Raw genomic sequence first — 17,530 nt, 5'->3', positions numbered from 1 at the left:
GATAAATTAAAAAAGCCCGACGTTTATTCGAGGCTTGTTCGTTTAATCTATTCGTTTTTATATCTCCGTTTAAATCTCGTAATTAGCCCACTTTTCTAATAACGTTCTCATACGTTTTGACGGCAAGTATAAGTCGATAGATTCCGGGTTTTCTTCTCGAATACGGCTACGAAAAATATACTGTAATAAGTCAGAAACGGCGAGCAAGTCCTCGTCTACTTTAACGCCGTTGTCCTCAAAGAACGTACGTTCGATTGGATTCATGTAACGGTTATATACGTAAGCGACGGCTCTGGCGTTTCTGTAATCGTTTGTAGCCCGGATATTTAACGGAGCAAAACGTTTTGTGTAGCCCTTGCCAGAAAGCGACTTTTTAACACTATCGTTCGGACCTTTTAACGTCGTCCACATAATTTCCTTGTTCGTTGGCTTTTTGCCGTCCTCTTTCGAGTAGCTACGAAAGAAGTTAAAGATATTTTTCTGTACTTGTTCGGCTCTTTCGGCGTCCATATTACGAAGGTAAGTCGAGCTATAAGCGTTTAGTCTATCGTCGTCATTTAACGGTCCGTCATGAACGTTAATTAAGTCGTACAAGGCTTGTCTCCCTTCGTTTGTCTTGTCGTACTCGACTAACTCGTAAATACCTTGGTCGATTAACTCGACGGCATTGTACGAATAATTAAAGTTAAATAAGTCGAAGTAATATCTCTGTAACTGGGCGTGAAATAGATACGTTAAGACCATAACCTCGTCGAACGCCTTAAAGACTTCCGCCGGAAAAGCCCATACGAGAAACTGCCCTCGGTGATAGAATAGATTACCGTTGTCGGCTAACATTTTAATGTCGTAGAATCGGTCGTTAACCGAGTATTCGTCGTCGTTCCATACTACTCTATTTTCTTGTACCGTAATTTTATTCGATTCTAATAGAAGTTTTATATCACGTTTTGATACGTCCGCCGGCTGAACGACGTCCATAACCTCGTCTAAAATTAGTGTGTAATTGGCTCCGTCTAGTAATTCGAGAAGTTCCTCGTCAGCCATCTTAAAAAGCTCGTGAGTGCTGACGATACATTCGCCACGAATAATTAACTGTTTAAGGCTACGTAATTTACTCCCTTCCTCGTTGTTTGTCGTAGGGTCGTAAAACGTCCGGTTAGGTACGTACTTTTTAATTCTTTCGACCTGCTCCAGATAGGGCGTAATGTAGATAAATTTCTCCAAAGGTAGCGAGTCGTTCATTCGCTGAATGGCGTAACTCGTCTTACCCGAGCCCATAATCGAATCTATAACTGTAATGTTTACGTCTTGGTTCTCTTTTGATAAAGTCGTCATTTAATCGTTCTCTCCCTTTCGGTTTTAATTCGTTTTAGTTCTCGTTTAATTTTGACGGCACCAAACGCCTATTTTCCTTGTTAGTAGTGTTAAATACCTTGTACGAAACTTGATAGAAGCCGAGCCCTAAGAGGCTACCGCCTCCTTCTTCCTTAACAGTCAGAAGCCTTGACCCCTTTCGTACGATAGATTACGTTAGTCTTTGAAACTCGGTTTTTTGAGTTTCCCGAACGAAGTGAGGTTATAGTTTCCGTTTATTAAATCGAAAAATTTAATCGTTTACTTATCCCGTTATATACCGTGTAACTTTTTACTACACTCTCTTAAGGGTTGATGCCGTCAAATCCCGCCATAACAGGCTTTTTTTCGCCAAATGTAACTTTTGAAGTTACACATAGCGAGTTATAGCCGTTAAAATTGAATTTAACCGAGGTACATAACGTACCCCTTCGAGAAAGTCGGTTAGTCTTTCGTTACTTTAACGTTATATTCGTCCACTTGTTCGACGACTGCTAATAACTTCGGGTGAGGTAGTAGCAAGGCTTCTCGTAACTTAAGTTCGTTTTCGTACGTTATGGCTTGGTTGCCGTTTTCAATCCCTGCGATTGTAGCCGTTGATAAATCGACCTTTTCTCCGAGTTCCTTTTGAGTCATATCTAATCGTTTTCTTTCGTCCATTACCTTCTCTTTCGTTAACCTTCTGTTTTCCATTTCGTAACCTCTCCTTTTTAATTAACCTTTTTGAATACGTTGAATAGCCTCGACTAGTTCCGTCAAAGCCTCGTCAGAAATCGGAAACTGTTCCCGAATCTTCGGCTCGACCTTCTTTGTAACCGTCTTTTCTCCGTTTTCAATCATAGAAACTAACGCCGGAGAAATGCCGGCTTTACTTGCTAACTCTCGCTGAGTCATGCCGAGGTTGATTCGTACAATTCTGACGGCTTCCCCCGTCAATTTAACTTGATTCTGTTCCATTCTGTCGTGCCCCTTTCGTGATTTTTGTTTACTTTTTATTTAAACGAAAGAAGCCGGCCAACTGGTGACCGACTTAATTCGAATATTTTACTTCTTATGTAAGAGGAGGAGAACGAAGAATGTTCCGATTAACTAACTCTAAGTTAAACCGAAATAAACTCCGTTCTCTGTTTTCGTAACTTGTCGTGTCATTTCCAAGCGAAAACGTTCCGGAAGTTTACGAATTACAGTAACGTAATTGAAAACCGTAAAGTGTTTTTCCGAGAGGTAAAAAGTTATATCTCCCCTCACTTATAAGGAGGGCTGAGCGGGTGTTTTGCGTCAGATTTTACGAAAAAAGTTAAAAATTTTTTACGGAAGGGAAAGCCGAAGCCCTTCCTCCCCTTCACCTTGTATATACCGACAAAAAAGACGAATTACACAGAAAAGCCGGAAATCAATCCGGGAAGGTTACATAGTATTGTACGTTGATGTACGTTAGAAGGGTGTGGAAATCGAGAGGGTTAACGTAGGAGAGCTAGGAAGAAGCCGAAGAAGGGAACGGCTAGGCTGACGTAGAATGATAGCGGAAAGGCTGACATAGTTATAATAAGGAAGTTATTTCGTACAAAAAGGCGAGGAAGAAGTCGAATGAGTGTTCGGGTAAGGTTGTGGAAAAAGGATTACGGAGAAGGGTACGAAAGGGATTACGAAAGGGGTTACGTAAGAGGTTAGCGAAAGGGTCTAGCGACTGAGGGTACGTAGAAGAGAACGGAAAAGGGTACGTTAAATGGTTACTTATGTTGAACGTAGTTTGTACGGTTAATTAAACGTAAAATAACTTAACTTGAAGGGCATACACGAAATGAACGAATTATACCGGGCAAGCCGTCCACGAGCCGACCCTCCCCCGAAATCCTCAGCCGACCGTTCTTTTGCCGGAAAACTAACCGCAAACCTAGTCGGAAGCCACTCAACGGCTATTTAACGGTTGTCTAACGGTTATCTATTCCGTCCTCTTCCGTTCTCTCTAACTGCTACCCAACGGCTATCTGTCGACTATCTAACCGGAAGCCTTTAACGACCCCTAGGGTCTAACGAAAGGGCTAGCCGTCCTCTTCCGCCAACAATCCGCAAATCCCTTGGCACACGGGAAATCTCGCCATTTTAGCCGTTAATTCTACTATGTAATATTCGTTACTGTGCGACCGTATGAGCCTTTCGATAACCTTCCGAGGGTTATACCCTTCAAAACGAAATAAAACGCCTCATATGGACGCTGAGTGAAAAAACTCGCAAGGGAAGCCGAGGAATAACCGAGGAACTAACCGGAGCCGAGGAAGCCAAGGAAGCTGGCCGTTCTCTTTGTACGGAAAGACCTTCGGAAATCCTTTCGTTAACTATTCGTCCCCTTCCCTCGTTCTCTAACCGTTCATATAAGCCATATAACCTCCGTCTATTTCGTATTCCTTGCCGGACCTTTCCGTTACCTCTACCGTTCTATAAACGGCTAATATGGACGTTCTAAGGGTACGTCAAGGCTAATGGAAAGGTGACGTCTAGCCCTTCGTTAACCTTAACTTGGTATAAGGTGCATTATGTAAACTAAATGTCAACCTCTCTCGTCCCTTGTGTCCGTAAGGCTGACGGCTATTTCGAGGGTAGTTACTTAAGAGTTACGAATATATTATGTAAACCTAACTCGGTATAATCGGGACTTTATGACTACGTTATTGTTATGAAATGGGAACGTAATGGAAACGTTAAAGAAGGCTAAGTTAAGGGCTTCGGGAATAGGTTCCGGTCGGCTTCTTCCTGCCTTTTCCGTTAGTCTTTGCCTCGATTGAATCCGATTAGCTCGGCGGTTAGGGCTACGATAAAGTTTTCGTTCAGCATTTCGTCAGACTCCCCGGGGGCTATTCGTATATTTCGGGCGTTGCCGGGCACACGAAAATTTCCGACAAAAATTTAAAATCCGGGGATTATTTTCGTATTCATAAACTTATTTATTTGTAAGCTCTGTTAATTCGCGTTCTATTTCGTCATTTAGCTCGTTAGTTATTTCATACACATAATCACTTACATAAAAAATTTCTTGAACATCACTATTTAGGATTTCGTTCACTTCTTTTCTTTTTATATTTTCGTCTTTTAAAAAATCATTTTGTGTTTGATTAAATGCTTTTGTGTACATCAATCTCAACTTATCAATTTTTTTACGGTAAACTTCTTCCAAGAATAAATCTTTAATCTGAACATCTTTAAAAATTCTCATAACCTTTTGAAAGTGAAGATGACTTTGGCTTTCAAACTCTTGTTCATTTATACTATTGTTCACTCTATTACTTGCTATAACATTTAATTCTAAAATTACGTGAATTAAATCCCCTAAATCCTCTGAAACGCCTTGCAACTTTTCTAGTCGTATTTGCTTCGCTAAAAACTTTTTTTGTACGTCAATACTCGATTTTCTATTAAGCCAGCTTCCGATAAACACACCTATTAGACCGGCTACTGGCGAAACAATTAAACTTAAAACGTTAATATCTATCGCACTTATTACGTTCATAACCTCACTTATAATTGCGTCCATTCTTTCGCCCTCCCTCTATTTCGTTATACCTATATTAACATAATCCGACAAATAAAAAGGAAGCCGTCGACTCCCCCTCGTCTTCCCTTTCGTACAATATTTCTAGCTTGCCTCACGTAATTCACTCCGTTATAATAAAAACCGTATTAATTAACGAGTGAGTACGTAACAATCGAAAATATAATACGGTGGGACTACGGAGAATCCCCCGTTTATGGGACTACGTCAAAGGTGAGCGGTCTTCAAAACCGTTCGGGAGGCGCGTGCCGTCTCCGGTGGGTTCGATTCCCACACAGTCCCGCCAATGCATATCATGAAGCGAGTGAGGTCTATGTCAACTACGATTGGAATTCTATTACTGATATGGTCGTTTATCATGCTTGTTTTACTAGCAATCGGTGGCTATTTTATGTTTCGTAAGTTTTTGAAAAAACTCCCCAAAGAAGACGGTAAATCAATTATTGATTGGGAAGAATACTATGTTGATCAGACGATTGATCTGTGGAGTGAAGACCAAAAAGCTTTACTTAATGAATTAGTTGAGCCAGTTCCTGATATTTTTCAAGATGTGGCAAAACAGAAAATTGGAGCTAAGATTGGCCAACTGGCTCTTGAGCGCCGGGCAAAAAGCATAACATTAGACCTGCTGATTGAAGGCTATATATTAGCAACCCCTAAACGTGATCATAAATTTTTAATCAAACGATTAGAAGAAAAAGAAATCGATTTTTCGCCTTATGAACATTTACTAGAGCGAAATTATAAAAGCGGAAGCCAAGGAACATAACCTTGACTTCCGCTTTTTTATGATAATGTTGCTTTTAATTTGATAAATTTAACTAACATACCAATTCGCCAAGTCACTAGCATAGCAAATGCTAATAAATAAAACATTGAACTGGTCTCACCTACTGAAATCGATTCGCCTATGGCTAATTTCCAAGCTACACGAATAACTAGTAATCCAATTAAAACGATTCCTAATGCTTTAGATGGTTTTAAATAAATATCCTGATTGTAAATTTCAAACTTAGACGTAAGAATAAGTACTATTGAAAATAACAACCCTACAGTTATGGCTTCTAAGACTAAAATCCATTCGATTCGAAAATATGGAAATGCAAACATCAGTGCCCCAGTACTCATAAACAAGGGGGGTAACATGATTTTCTTAATACTTGCTGGTTTTTTTGAAGCTCTTTGTCGAACCACTATCATACCACTAGCCATGATTATAGCCATAATGGTTATGGCCGTTCCAACAAATGGATGATCCAAGAATGAAAACATGATTATTCAACCTCTTCTTCTTTTGAATCAGTCGCAATTGTTAAAATGATGGTCATACTCACGCCAATCACAGCTAAATATATTCCGAAATCAAATATTAATGCTGTAGATAAGTGAGTTTTCCCTAAGATTGGTAACTGAAAATACGCTGCATTTTGTGATAAAAATGGCTCTCCAAAGATAAAACTTCCGACACCAAATAAAGCAGCAATACCAACCCCGACAATAAATAGGGTTGTGAAATTAATCGGCAATATTTTCGATACCTTCTCATAACCATATGTCATATACATTAATATAATAGCAGAAGCTGTCATGAGGCCTCCAATGAAGCCTCCTCCAGGTGCATTGTGACCAGCAAAAAATAAATAAATTGAGAAACCGATTAAAATAAATGTGATCAGCTGCGTCATAGTTTTTAAGATAATATCATTTTGATTAATCATATACGTCTGTTTCTCCTTTAACCTTGACCTTGTAAGTTAATTATAGGTGATTCGAGACATCCATTCAATCCTTAAAAGCCTTGGAATCCGAATAAATTAGCTAAATAAGATGTGATGATTTTTAACCAATCAAAAAATAGTACAAATCCTAATACAATTAAGATATATCCCCCAATTGTCATGACTTTCTGTGCATACTTTTTGATCCAATTCATTTTACCAATGAAGAATGACATGATGAAGAACGGAATTGAAAAGCCAAGTGAATAAGCTGACATCATTACGACACCTGATTCAGGGTTTGTTGCTGCAAGCGATAGGATCGCTGCCAAAATAGGCCCAGTACATGGTGTCCAACTCATCGAAAAGGCCGCACCTATTAATAATGTCCCCAAATACCCCACTGGTCTATTTTTAAACGTGACTTTTCTCTCCTTCATCAAGAAATCAAAGTTAAAAAAGCCAACCATAACTAAACCAAAGAAAATAATTAATATAGCGCCAATTTGTCGAATCAAATCACTATAAGCATATAGTGTTCCACCTATAAACGATGCCGTGAAGCCAAGCATGATGAACACTGAAGAAAAGCCGATTAAGAAAAACAACGTATGTAACATACTTCGCCTTCTTAACATGGCTTTATCATTTTTTAACTCTTCTACGCTCATTCCTGTCACGTAAGATAAAAAGACAGGATATAAAGGTAAAACACAAGGTGATATGAACGTGAGAATTCCTGCACCAAATGCAAGGAAAATATTTAAATCCGTCATGGTATACGCTCCTAATCCTATTCTTACATTTATATATTACCATCGTATCAAACATAACGCTCGTTTGTAGGCTTATTCATTGACGGATTTATGAAAATCACTCAATCGAGTAGGAGGAGGTGATTAACCTCCGACCTCTCACACCACCGTACGTACGGTTCCGTATACGGCGGTTCAATTTTATTTAAACACGTACTTTCTTATAATGTCGTGCAGAGGAGACTAGCCCGAATTGGGCTAGTCTCTTGTTGGTTATTGTGGTTGTAAGAATCCAGGAGTAAGCGGTGCGAACCGCACCTTTACTTGTATAGCTGTTTCTGTAAGCATTGTATTTACTCATGCCTAATTTAATTAGATTCTTTCTCCTGTTCTTAGGTGTTTTCCACTTTGTCCATATGCACGCTCTTAGGCGAATCCTCGTATGGGAGTCAACACGGTCCAAAAGGCTTTTCATATAACCTATCCTAAAGTAATTAACCCAACCTCTTATGAGTTGGTTAATCCGTTCCACTTGATACTTCGTATCAACACTCCAATTTCTTTTGGTTAACTGTTTCAGTTTATATTTGAACGTTTCGATGGATGTCTGATGTGGCTTTGCTTTATACTCATGACTTTGGTAATCTATAAAGAAGCCAAAACCAAGAAACTTCAAATCAGGGTTATTGGGTTTGGTTACTTTTGATTTCGTTGTGTTGACGGTCAGGCCAAGCTTCTCTTCGATAAATGTTGATACCGAGCGCATAACGCGATTCGCGGACATCTCGCTTTTGACCATAATGATACAATCATCAGCGTATCTAACGAAGCGAAGGCCTCGATTGTCGAGTTCTTGGTCTAACTCGTTCAACATAATGTTACTTAACAACGGGGATAGATTGCCACCTTGTGGTGTTCCTATGATGGTCTCCTTATACCCTTCATCTAATTGCACCCCACTTACTAGAAATTTTCTAATGAGTGAGATCACATCGCCATCTTTCACCGTTCTCGAAATAAGGTTCATAAGACGGTCATGATTGACCGTATCAAAGAAACGTTCAAGGTCTATATCCACCACCCATTCGTAACCTTCATTCATAAATTCAAGTGACTGACGTATCGCCATTTCAGCGTTTCGTCCTGGTCTAAACCCATAACTATGTTCATGAAATTGTGGGTTAAACTTGGAAGTTAGAACTTGTGTTATTGCTTGTTGAATAACCCGATCAACCACAGTTGGAATGCCTAGTAGGCGAACTCCCCCATTATCTTTAGGAATCTCAACCCTTTTGACTGGTGCTGGTTGATACTCTCTTCGTTTGATTTGGCGGATGATATTCTTTTGATTTTCCACCATATATGATGGCAACTCTTGAATCGTCATGCCATCCACACCAGCAGCACCTTTGTTTTTAATGACGCGTTTTTGTGCCTCGTCAAGATTATCTTTCCTAAGAATCAAGTCCAACAGTTTTTCATCGTACATGCTTGTTACTTCCTTTCTTTCTCGTAAAGATGGTATCCACTTTAACGCGGTATGCCAGTGGTCTTTTTCCTCTTCCAATCGAGATTTCCGTAACCATAAAATTGTTCAGCCCTTCGCTCTTTCTAACTTTCGTTAGATGTCTTCACTACTACGGCTTCAGCTGACTTCTCATCATCCAAACTTATATCACTACAAGTCTTTGATGTAGATAATGAGACCTCCCTGGTTAAGGTGCGAGCTCTTTCTCTCCATCTATCTGCTATATTTACACCGCATGATATGAGTAGTTATAGGACTTCAACTTCTTTAGCAGTCTTATCCTCATACGTTGCCTCTTATATAGTTTCTATTCGTCAGACCAGAGATTTGTCTAGGGCTTCCTTCAGATTCCATGTCACCATGGACACCCTTGCCTTCGACTATGTGCTTACCACTACCAGGTCGCACTCAGGACTTTCACCCGTTAGAGCTCACCCATGCCAGGCAAACTAAAAAAGAATGGGTATCGCACCCATTCTTTTTTTGCTACTTATCTTTTTTCTTCTTCTTATCGTCATTGTCCATCTGTTGTGTCATGGACTTCATCATTTGATTGATTTTCTTCTGCGATGGCTTTTGTCCCATCTGCGTCATCATCGTACGTAACATTTGCTCATTGATCGGCGGGTTCTTCTTCAGATAACTCATCATTGTCTTACGAGCAATAAAAAAGCCTGCAAGAAGGCCAAGAATCAATGTGGCAATAGCAATTAATACAACCCATAGTATATCCATTGCTTCATTTTCCTCCTATCTCATTGTCTTTATACAGTATAGTAAAACTTATCTACTATGACAATAGCTTTTCATGAAGTCTTGTCGAATTCCTGAAATAGTACCTATGCATAGTCAAATTAGATCGTAATATCAAAGGCACGATTGGTTAACGGAAGGATCCATCCGCATTCCATGGTATCATAATTGACGATGAACGTTCGTGGGTTCCACTGTTTTAACCAAGGAAACAAAACATATTCTAGTTGTGAAAATGACTGAGTATAAACATTAATCGCTTCGTTAGTGCCTGTTACGACTATTTGTTCCTGTCCTTTATGTAACACAACTTTTTGTTGATCTAATTGAGCTAGGTATTGATGGTCTTGATCATAATAAGCCCATGCCTGAATAAAATGCATAAATGAAGGTTGATCTAAAACAGTACTAACTAATTGTTCATCTAAAATCTTGTCATGACATTGCTTCAAAAAACGATATAATACATCAACTCTATAATAGAAATCATTCACATAGTCAGGTTTTACAAAATATAAGGAATATTGATACATGAATTGCCCTCCTTTTGGACAAGCGTATCAATATTCCTAATCAAAATTTGTCGTTTTCACACTATACGCAGGTGAAAACTTGCTCGAAAGCTAGTATTATTTGTTTAATACCGCTTTTGCACGTTTCACGACATTCTCAACATTAAAGCCATAATTTTCAACAACTTCTCCACCAGGTGCTGATGCGCCAAATGTATCAATGCCAAGAACATCACCATTGATCCCTACATAACGCTCCCAACCAAATGGTGAAGCCATTTCAACGGCTAAGCGGTTGGTAACATTCGATGGAAGAACTGTTTCTTTGTATTCTTCAGTCTGTTCTTCAAAGCGTGCCCATGATGGCATACTCACAACTTGAGCATCAATTCCTTCTTCTTTCAGTTGCTCACTTGCTTTATAAACAAGCTGTACTTCAGAACCTGTTGCTAAAAGAATTAGATCTGGTTGTTCTTTGTCTGCATGTTTTAATACGTATGCACCTTTACGGACACCTTCACGTGCTAATTCATCTGTTTCAGGTAACACGGGTAAACCTTGGCGTGTTAACACTAAAGCAGTTGGATGATCAGTTGACTCAACCGATAGCTCCCAAGCCATTTTCGTTTCATTAGCATCTGCTGGACGAATCACATCAAGATGTGGCATTGCACGTAGTGATGGTAATTGTTCAACTGGTTCATGTGTAGGACCATCTTCACCAACCGCAATGGAATCATGTGTTAACACATATGTGACGGGTGCGCCCATTAAGGCTGAAAGGCGTAGAGCTGGACGTAAATAGTCACTAAAGACAAAGAATGTACCGCCATAAACTTCTACACCACCGTGTAAAGCCATGCCGTTTAAGGCAGATGCCATAGCAAATTCACGAACACCAAACCAAATGTTGCGACCACTATAGTCAGCAGGCTTAAAGTCGTCCTCGCCTTTTAATGTTGTTTTATTTGATCCAGCTAAATCAGCACTACCACCGATTAAATTAGGAATGTTTGCAGCTAATCCATTTAATACTTCACCTGAAGCGGCACGCGTTGCTAAAGCTTTCGAATTCTCATCATAATCTGGTAAGTCAGCGTTCCATCCTGCTGGAAGGTCGCCATTAATGGCACGTTCAAAATCTTTCGCTAGTTCAGGATGTGCTTGTTTATAAGACTCTAGAAGCTCATTCCATTTCGCTTCTGCTTGAGCGCCACGCTCTTGTACTTTCTCTTTGAAGTCGGCTTTTACTTCATCTGGGATGTAAAATGATTCTTCATAGTCCCAACCATAATGCTCTTTGGCTAACTTCAGTTCATCTTCACCAAGTGGAGCACCATGGGCGTCTGCTTTACCTGATTTATTAGGTGCACCATAACCGATTACTGTTTTCACTTCGATCATAGTTGGTTGATCAGTGTTTGCTTTCGCTTCTTTTAGCGCGTTTTCTATCGCGTCAGTATCATTCCCGTCTTCGATAACAATGACTTGCCAACCGTATGCTTTATAACGGTCTTCAATACTTTCAGAGAATGAACGGTTTAAGTCACCATCAAGTGAAATATCATTTGAATCATACATCACAATTAGTTTTCCAAGTTTTAAATGACCTGCTAATGATGCGGTTTCTTGTGAGACACCTTCCATTAGGTCACCATCGCCACAAATCGCATACGTGTAATGATCAACGACTGGATGATCATCCGTATTGTATTTTGCAGCCAAGAAGCGTTCAGCCATTGCTTTACCTGTTGCCATTGCCAAACCTTGTCCAAGTGGTCCAGTCGTTGCTTCTACACCGTCAGTATGCCCGTATTCTGGATGGCCAGGTGTTTTAGAACCCCACTGACGAAATGACTTTAGATCATCTAACGTAACATTATATCCAGACAAATGAAGCAATGAATATAAAAGCATAGACCCGTGTCCAGCTGATAAAACAAAGCGATCACGATCAAACCATGTTGAATGATTCGGATTGTGATTCATTATTTTAGTCCATAGTGTATAGGCCATTGGTGCAGCTCCCATTGGCATTCCAGGATGCCCTGAACTTGCATTTTCTACTGCATCAATCGTTAATGTTCTAATCGTATTAATTGATAATTGTTCTGTCGTTTGACTCATAACTAAATTCTCCCTTCAATATTGCGATTCTGTTAGATTTATCAACATTTCTATTCTAACAAAAAACACCAACAAATATCGTCATAATTTTAATGTTTTTTATTATTTTCTTGATCTTGCTTTAATTTTTCAGGTGTTACATCCTGTCCTTCTGGATCCACGACTTTCATGGATTGTAATTGGCCTTTAAATGATGAACGGAATGCTTCTAAATATTCTTGACGTAGTTCCTTTTGTTCCTTCTCTTCTTTCTTATTTAATCCTTTTGTCTTCTTTTTGTTTGCCAGTTCATTGATCCGGTCGAGTTTATCTTGAGATAACATTATAATACTCCTTTTGCCTTTATCCATTTATTTTGCCTTAAATTTTCTATTCCAAACTTTATTTTAAATCGTACACCATGTAAAAACAAGAATTGTGTTTAAAACACGAACGAACGTTTGTTTTTTGTGTGAATAGTTGGTATAATGTAACTATTATTAGGAAGCTATTCTATCATGGGATATGGTGATGAGGTGAGCGGAATGACAAAATTATCAAAACGACAAAAGCAAATTTATGAGTTTATTTCGGAAGAAGTCCGAGCAAAAGGGTATCCACCATCTGTTCGTGAAATTGCTGAGGCGGTTGGTTTAGCATCCAGTTCAACAGTCCATGGACATTTATCACGATTAGAAGAGAAAGGTTATATCCGTCGTGATCCAACCAAACCACGTGCAATCGAAATCACACACGAAGATCAGCAAACTGTACAAGAGCGTCATGCTATGTATGCCCCACTGGTTGGTAAAGTAACAGCAGGTGAGCCTATTACAGCTATAGAGAATATCGAGGAATATATTCCTTTACCTAATACTCAAGCGACAGTTGAAGATGATGTTTTTATTTTATCAATTCAAGGTGACAGCATGATTGAAGCTGGTATTCTGAATGATGACTTGGTTATCGTCCGTAAGCAAGCGACAGCAGCAAATGGTGATATTGTTGTTGCTATGACTGAACAAGATGAAGCTACGGTCAAGCGCTTTTTCCAGGACAGTCATCAATATCGTCTTGAACCAGAAAACACATCAATGGAACCCATCATTTTAGACCACGTTACTATTTTAGGTAAAGTGATTGGCGTATACCGTGATATTCATTAATAAAACCCGCGTATGTTTTAACATACGCGGGTTTATTCGTAATGCCCACCAATTTTTTGACCACGATCGAGCGCAATTCCTCCTGATGTATAACTACTAGCTCGCAAAATAGCAGTCGAACCAAATCGTTCGCGAATATGATCAACCGCTTCATTTAACTGTTTTCTATCAGCACGATTATCAAACAGACTAAGTTGTGTGCCAATATCGTCCGTTAAATTGGTTAAAGTCACTGATGCTTTACGAATATGAGCGCCCTCCGTATGGAATTCTTCAAACAACTGCATACACACATCATACATTTCCATCGTGTCATTTGTCGGGACATCAATCGACCGAGAACGGCTAAAATGTTGCCCCATTTCATCTGTATAACGAATCGCTAAATGTATCGTGCGTCCTGCGCGGTCATCACGCCTCGCTCTCCGACATGCTTCATCACATAAATCAAGGAGACAGGCTTTGATTTCATCCTCGGTATAATCCCTAAGTAGTGTAATGCCATGACCGTACCCTTTTTGTTCTGTCTTAGTGAATTGGCCAATCACAGGACTTAAGTCAATTCCCCACGCATGCCAGTACAATTGTTCGCCCATAATGCCGAAGCGTTTTTTTAAATGTGATTGTGAAAATTGAGCTAAGTCCCCTAAGGTCACGATCCCCATGCGATTAAGATGGCCTTTCATCTTAGAGCCAATGCCCCAAATGTTTTCGATTTCAATCGGCCACAGTTTGTCTGCGACCTGTTCATAACGACATTCACTAATCCCATTCGGTGATTTTTTCGCATGTAAATCCATAACCACCTTCGCTAAAAACTTGTTATCACCAATTCCAATAACCGAATCAATTCCGAATTGTTCCCGAATGCTTGCTTTAACTTTTTCTGCGATCGTGTGGGTTGATCCATATAAAGGTTCTAAACCATCGACTGTTAACCATAATTCGTCAACAGAATAAACATGAATCGCTTCTTTTGGAACAAAGTGCATCATTAATTTTGTAATCTCCAAGGATACTATTAAATAATCACCCATATGAGCTGGCGCAATCACGATGTTAGAGTCTTCAGGCAGCTCGAAATAACGACTCACATTGCTGATACCGTGTTTCTTTTTCAAAGCAGGAGATGCAGCCAACACAATACTGCCACGTCGATTCGGATCACCGACAACGGCTAAGAGTGCTGTTTGCGGATTGAGCCCTCTTTTCATGCATTCAACACTCGCATAAAATGAACGCATATCAATACAAAGAACATCATGCCTCGGATATAAACGATAATCCATCATAGCGACACCTTTATTCCATCATATCTTTAATATGTCTGAGAGGAATCCATTTGCGTTCATCATCCATCGTTTGAATCCGTACTGCTTGATCCTGTTCACTCCAGTCTAGAACCCATCCGTTCATCTCTCGAAATTCATTAGCTTTATAATAAACAATATGAATAGGTTCCCCCGTTTGATAAGCCTCAGTTAACACATGAATATAATAACTAAGCTGTTGGTCGTCTAGCATTGGTGGTTGCCGGTCGTTTTGCACTTGCCATATATCTTGAAGTGCATCAACATGCTCTGGAAGCATGAGTGACGTCCATTTAATACTGCCGCGATCATGGTGCATCATGAGTTAAGCCTCCATTCGTTTATTTTGATTGTGATTTATCGGATAAATGGCTAAAATATTATCTTTTTGAAAAGAACGAACAGCCTGCCGTGTAAAACAATAAGCAAGGATTCGACGATTATCCACTTTAATAATCCTCACTGTTCGTTGCGTCATATTATGGTGATGATCAATGTAGACCATTTCTAATTTCTTATGGTAACGAAGTGATGATGGTAATAACTGTCCCATAATTGATAACCTCCTCGTAACAAGAACGTTTGTTCGTATTATAGCATACCCTCATTCTTAAAAGCAATACATTTCAATATGTCATTAACTACCAACAAATGAAAACTCCTAACAACAACACGTTGCTAGGAGTTCGGCAAGGTTAAACCTGTTTTGGATAGTTTCATTAAAACGAATTCACTTAATAGCGACAGAGTTCGTTCAAAGAAGGATCGTCTCTTTCAATTGCATTAAAATAAAAAATTTATCAATTAATTGCATGTGTTACAAAGATTTAGAAGGGATAAATGGAAAATGGCTGAGCAAGTCTTTTCATCTAAATTAAGCTCTACTAATATTCATATTTTTTTATCATTTGTAGTATACACTCATTATTTGTAACCAACATACTGTGAAGATCAATCGATAAATAATTCATCGTATTGAGATATTTTATGAAAAGCCGTATCATTAAATTAGTTTGATAAGGGGTTTTTGAGGAGATCAAATATGCTTTCACTACTTGTTTACCTATTATTATGGTTATTAATGCCTTTCGTTTTTGGGTTATTACTATACATCTTATATCATAATCTTCGCAGCCCAAAAAATATAACTTCTTGGATGCTTATAGGTTCAATTTCTATCATACTAGCTTTTTTGATATGGCAATCATTGGGTGAGCTTAATTTAATATAATACGCTTTGATATCCCCTAACTACACATAAATGATGAGTACATAAAATCAATTGTCAAAAAAACAGGATTGGTAAGAATACATGGATAATCAACTAATTCCCTCTCCAACTCTAAAGCTCTCAACAAGAAAGAAACCCCTTGCCATAACCCTATGAACTGTACCCTTAAAAGTGGACAATTTAATAAAAAACTAGGCGGCTAAAAGGTGACCTCGATATTGATTCGGGGTCATCTTTTTTAGTGTCCATTGGTATCTTGATGAATTGTAATAGGCTATATAGTCATGAATCATTATTTTAACCTCCTCCATCGTGTGACAAGCTTGATGTCTATGTCATCTTTCAAATGACCGAAGAAAGATTCCATTGGGGCGTTATCCCAACAGTTGCCTTTGCGTGACATCGATTGGGTGAATCCCATGTCTTTAAGCTGTTGTTGAAAAATGGGATGCGTATAGTGAAAGCCTTGGTCAGAGTGAAAAAAGCTCTCAGGTGGCATTTCAAAACCATTCTCAACTAAATGCGTTAACGTTTCATAAACGATGTCCATTCTTAAAGACGAGGACACGTGGTGTGCTAGAATTTCATGTGTCGCCGCATCTTTAATAGCTGAAAGGTAAGATACGTTTCCATGACCATCATATAAATACGTGATGTCTGTTAATAATACCTTGCCAGGTTCATCTTGATCAAACGCCCGATTCACGAGATTATCACATGTTTTATGTTCTTGTGTTGCCTGAGCCATTTTCTTATAGGGATTAGCTTGTCTCACTTTCGTGATTAAGCCATATTTCTTCATGATCCGCCGAATTTTCTTGAGATTCATGACGATACCTTCATCATTCTCCAGAATCATTTGAATGGTTTGCGCCCCTGCCTTGCCATTGAGTGATAAGAATATATCTTCAATCAATTGAAACGCCTGTTCATCTTGTCGTTCAGCTTCTTGCCTAGCTGGCTCGTTTTTGAGCCATTTATAATAGCCGCTTTGACTAACCCCTGCTAATTGACATAAATGCGTCGTTACTCCATTTAATTGGTACATTCTCATGGTTCGTTCAATGATTTCATATGTCTCACATGGCTTTAACGGTGCTTCTTCATCGCCTGCCTTTCGCGTTCGTCGAGCTTTTTTAGAAAATCATTTTCAGCTTCCAAATATTTGATGCGAGCTTCAGCTTGCTTAAGTTCTTCTTCAGGTGTTAGATCTTGTTTAGACGGTCGACCTGTTGCCCCTTTGCCTCGTCGTTCTGTTCGAAACCCTTCTTTGCCATAAGTATCGTACGTTTTGCGCCAACGTTTTAGACACTGTTGGGGCTTGGCATATCCAATGCTGTCGAGGTCAAAACCATGTTCAACAAATATCTGTTGAGGCCCTTTGCCATTCAAATTTTCCTCAACAGCTTGGACCTTAAATTCTGAGTTGTAGGAGATCGAGCGATCTGAAACTTTATCGACGTATGGGTTTTGTTCAAGCCGTTCCATTTGTTTAGCTGTGAATATCGTTTGACTCATGTTCAATACCCCTTTCATTGACATCCGTTACAG

General features: G+C 39.2%; 17 protein-coding genes, 1 tRNA gene and 1 pseudogene. 3 read left to right on the top strand and 16 right to left on the bottom strand.

What is annotated here, in order from left to right:
* Nucleotides 1-69: 69 nt before the first annotated feature.
* From ACKXGF_RS07730 to ACKXGF_RS07715, 4 genes are all read right to left on the bottom strand, one after another.
* Entirely contained in the window at nt 70-1,335 is a 1,266-nt protein-coding gene (locus tag ACKXGF_RS07730; RefSeq protein WP_411953229.1) for a DEAD/DEAH box helicase family protein, read from the bottom strand.
* A 462-nt stretch (nt 1,336-1,797) separates the two neighbouring features.
* On the bottom strand, nt 1,798-2,046 hold the full coding sequence (locus tag ACKXGF_RS07725) for a helix-turn-helix transcriptional regulator (RefSeq protein ID WP_411953228.1): 249 nt from the start codon (nt 2,044-2,046) through the stop codon (nt 1,798-1,800).
* A 21-nt stretch (nt 2,047-2,067) separates the two neighbouring features.
* Nucleotides 2,068-2,310 (bottom strand): helix-turn-helix domain-containing protein, encoded by a 243-nt coding sequence (locus tag ACKXGF_RS07720; protein WP_411953227.1) that lies wholly within the window; start codon nt 2,308-2,310, stop codon nt 2,068-2,070.
* 1,981 nt (nt 2,311-4,291) lie between these two features.
* Nucleotides 4,292-4,882, bottom strand: coding sequence for a hypothetical protein (locus ACKXGF_RS07715; RefSeq protein WP_411953226.1), 591 nt, complete (start codon nt 4,880-4,882; stop codon nt 4,292-4,294).
* Nucleotides 4,883-5,098: 216 nt separating this feature from the next.
* Between ACKXGF_RS07715 and ACKXGF_RS07710 the strand changes: the two genes are divergently transcribed.
* Nucleotides 5,099-5,186: transfer RNA gene (locus ACKXGF_RS07710), tRNA-Sec, on the top strand.
* Nucleotides 5,187-5,213: 27 nt separating this feature from the next.
* On the top strand, nt 5,214-5,669 hold the full coding sequence (locus ACKXGF_RS07705) for a DUF2621 family protein (protein ID WP_167260337.1): 456 nt from the start codon (nt 5,214-5,216) through the stop codon (nt 5,667-5,669).
* A 17-nt stretch (nt 5,670-5,686) separates the two neighbouring features.
* Here ACKXGF_RS07705 and ACKXGF_RS07700 read toward each other — a convergent pair whose 3' ends face one another.
* From ACKXGF_RS07700 to ACKXGF_RS07665, 8 genes are all read right to left on the bottom strand, one after another.
* On the bottom strand, nt 5,687-6,172 hold the full coding sequence (locus tag ACKXGF_RS07700) for a CcdC family protein (protein ID WP_411953225.1): 486 nt from the start codon (nt 6,170-6,172) through the stop codon (nt 5,687-5,689).
* A 2-nt stretch (nt 6,173-6,174) separates the two neighbouring features.
* Nucleotides 6,175-6,618, bottom strand: coding sequence for a Na(+)/H(+) antiporter subunit B (locus ACKXGF_RS07695; RefSeq protein ID WP_411953224.1), 444 nt, complete (start codon nt 6,616-6,618; stop codon nt 6,175-6,177).
* Nucleotides 6,619-6,689: 71 nt separating this feature from the next.
* Entirely contained in the window at nt 6,690-7,394 is a 705-nt protein-coding gene (locus ACKXGF_RS07690; protein ID WP_411953223.1) for a cytochrome c biogenesis CcdA family protein, read from the bottom strand.
* A 184-nt stretch (nt 7,395-7,578) separates the two neighbouring features.
* Complete coding sequence (ltrA, locus tag ACKXGF_RS07685) at nt 7,579-8,940, bottom strand: group II intron reverse transcriptase/maturase (RefSeq protein ID WP_411953222.1); 1,362 nt, start codon at nt 8,938-8,940, stop codon at nt 7,579-7,581.
* Nucleotides 8,941-9,387: 447 nt separating this feature from the next.
* Complete coding sequence (locus ACKXGF_RS07680; RefSeq protein WP_167260328.1) at nt 9,388-9,636, bottom strand: YneF family protein; 249 nt, start codon at nt 9,634-9,636, stop codon at nt 9,388-9,390.
* Between the two features lie 119 nt (nt 9,637-9,755).
* Nucleotides 9,756-10,187 (bottom strand): sporulation inhibitor of replication protein SirA, encoded by a 432-nt coding sequence (gene sirA / locus ACKXGF_RS07675; RefSeq protein ID WP_411953221.1) that lies wholly within the window; start codon nt 10,185-10,187, stop codon nt 9,756-9,758.
* A gap of 96 nt (nt 10,188-10,283) precedes the next feature.
* Entirely contained in the window at nt 10,284-12,293 is a 2,010-nt protein-coding gene (gene tkt, locus ACKXGF_RS07670) for a transketolase (RefSeq protein WP_411953220.1), read from the bottom strand.
* Between the two features lie 89 nt (nt 12,294-12,382).
* A complete protein-coding gene (locus ACKXGF_RS07665; protein ID WP_411953219.1) occupies nt 12,383-12,616 on the bottom strand; it encodes a DUF896 domain-containing protein in 234 nt (77 codons plus the stop codon).
* Nucleotides 12,617-12,817: 201 nt separating this feature from the next.
* Between ACKXGF_RS07665 and lexA the strand changes: the two genes are divergently transcribed.
* The gene (lexA, locus tag ACKXGF_RS07660; protein WP_167260320.1) at nt 12,818-13,438 is read left to right on the top strand and encodes a transcriptional repressor LexA; all 621 of its coding nucleotides are present in this window, start codon (nt 12,818-12,820) and stop codon (nt 13,436-13,438) included.
* 32 nt (nt 13,439-13,470) lie between these two features.
* Here the strand turns inward: lexA and ACKXGF_RS07655 are convergent, their stop codons facing one another.
* The 4 genes and pseudogenes from ACKXGF_RS07655 to ACKXGF_RS07640 all read right to left on the bottom strand — a co-directional run bounded on the left by ACKXGF_RS07655 (nt 13,471) and on the right by ACKXGF_RS07640 (nt 17,497).
* Entirely contained in the window at nt 13,471-14,727 is a 1,257-nt protein-coding gene (locus tag ACKXGF_RS07655; protein WP_411953218.1) for a DNA polymerase IV, read from the bottom strand.
* Between the two features lie 13 nt (nt 14,728-14,740).
* Entirely contained in the window at nt 14,741-15,070 is a 330-nt protein-coding gene (locus ACKXGF_RS07650; RefSeq protein WP_411953217.1) for a YolD-like family protein, read from the bottom strand.
* Nucleotides 15,071-15,073: 3 nt separating this feature from the next.
* Nucleotides 15,074-15,301: a hypothetical protein gene (locus ACKXGF_RS07645; RefSeq protein ID WP_411953216.1), complete on the bottom strand. Its 228-nt coding sequence runs from the start codon at nt 15,299-15,301 to the stop codon at nt 15,074-15,076.
* A gap of 869 nt (nt 15,302-16,170) precedes the next feature.
* A pseudogene (locus ACKXGF_RS07640) lies at nt 16,171-17,497 on the bottom strand (IS3 family transposase).
* Nucleotides 17,498-17,530: the final 33 nt, after the last annotated feature.

Origin of the sequence: Alkalibacillus sp. S2W (assembly GCF_046764385.1) — a bacterium.
Lineage (GTDB): Bacteria > Bacillota > Bacilli > Bacillales > Alkalibacillaceae > Alkalibacillus > Alkalibacillus almallahensis.
This window is presented reverse-complemented; position numbering and strand designations above follow the sequence as displayed.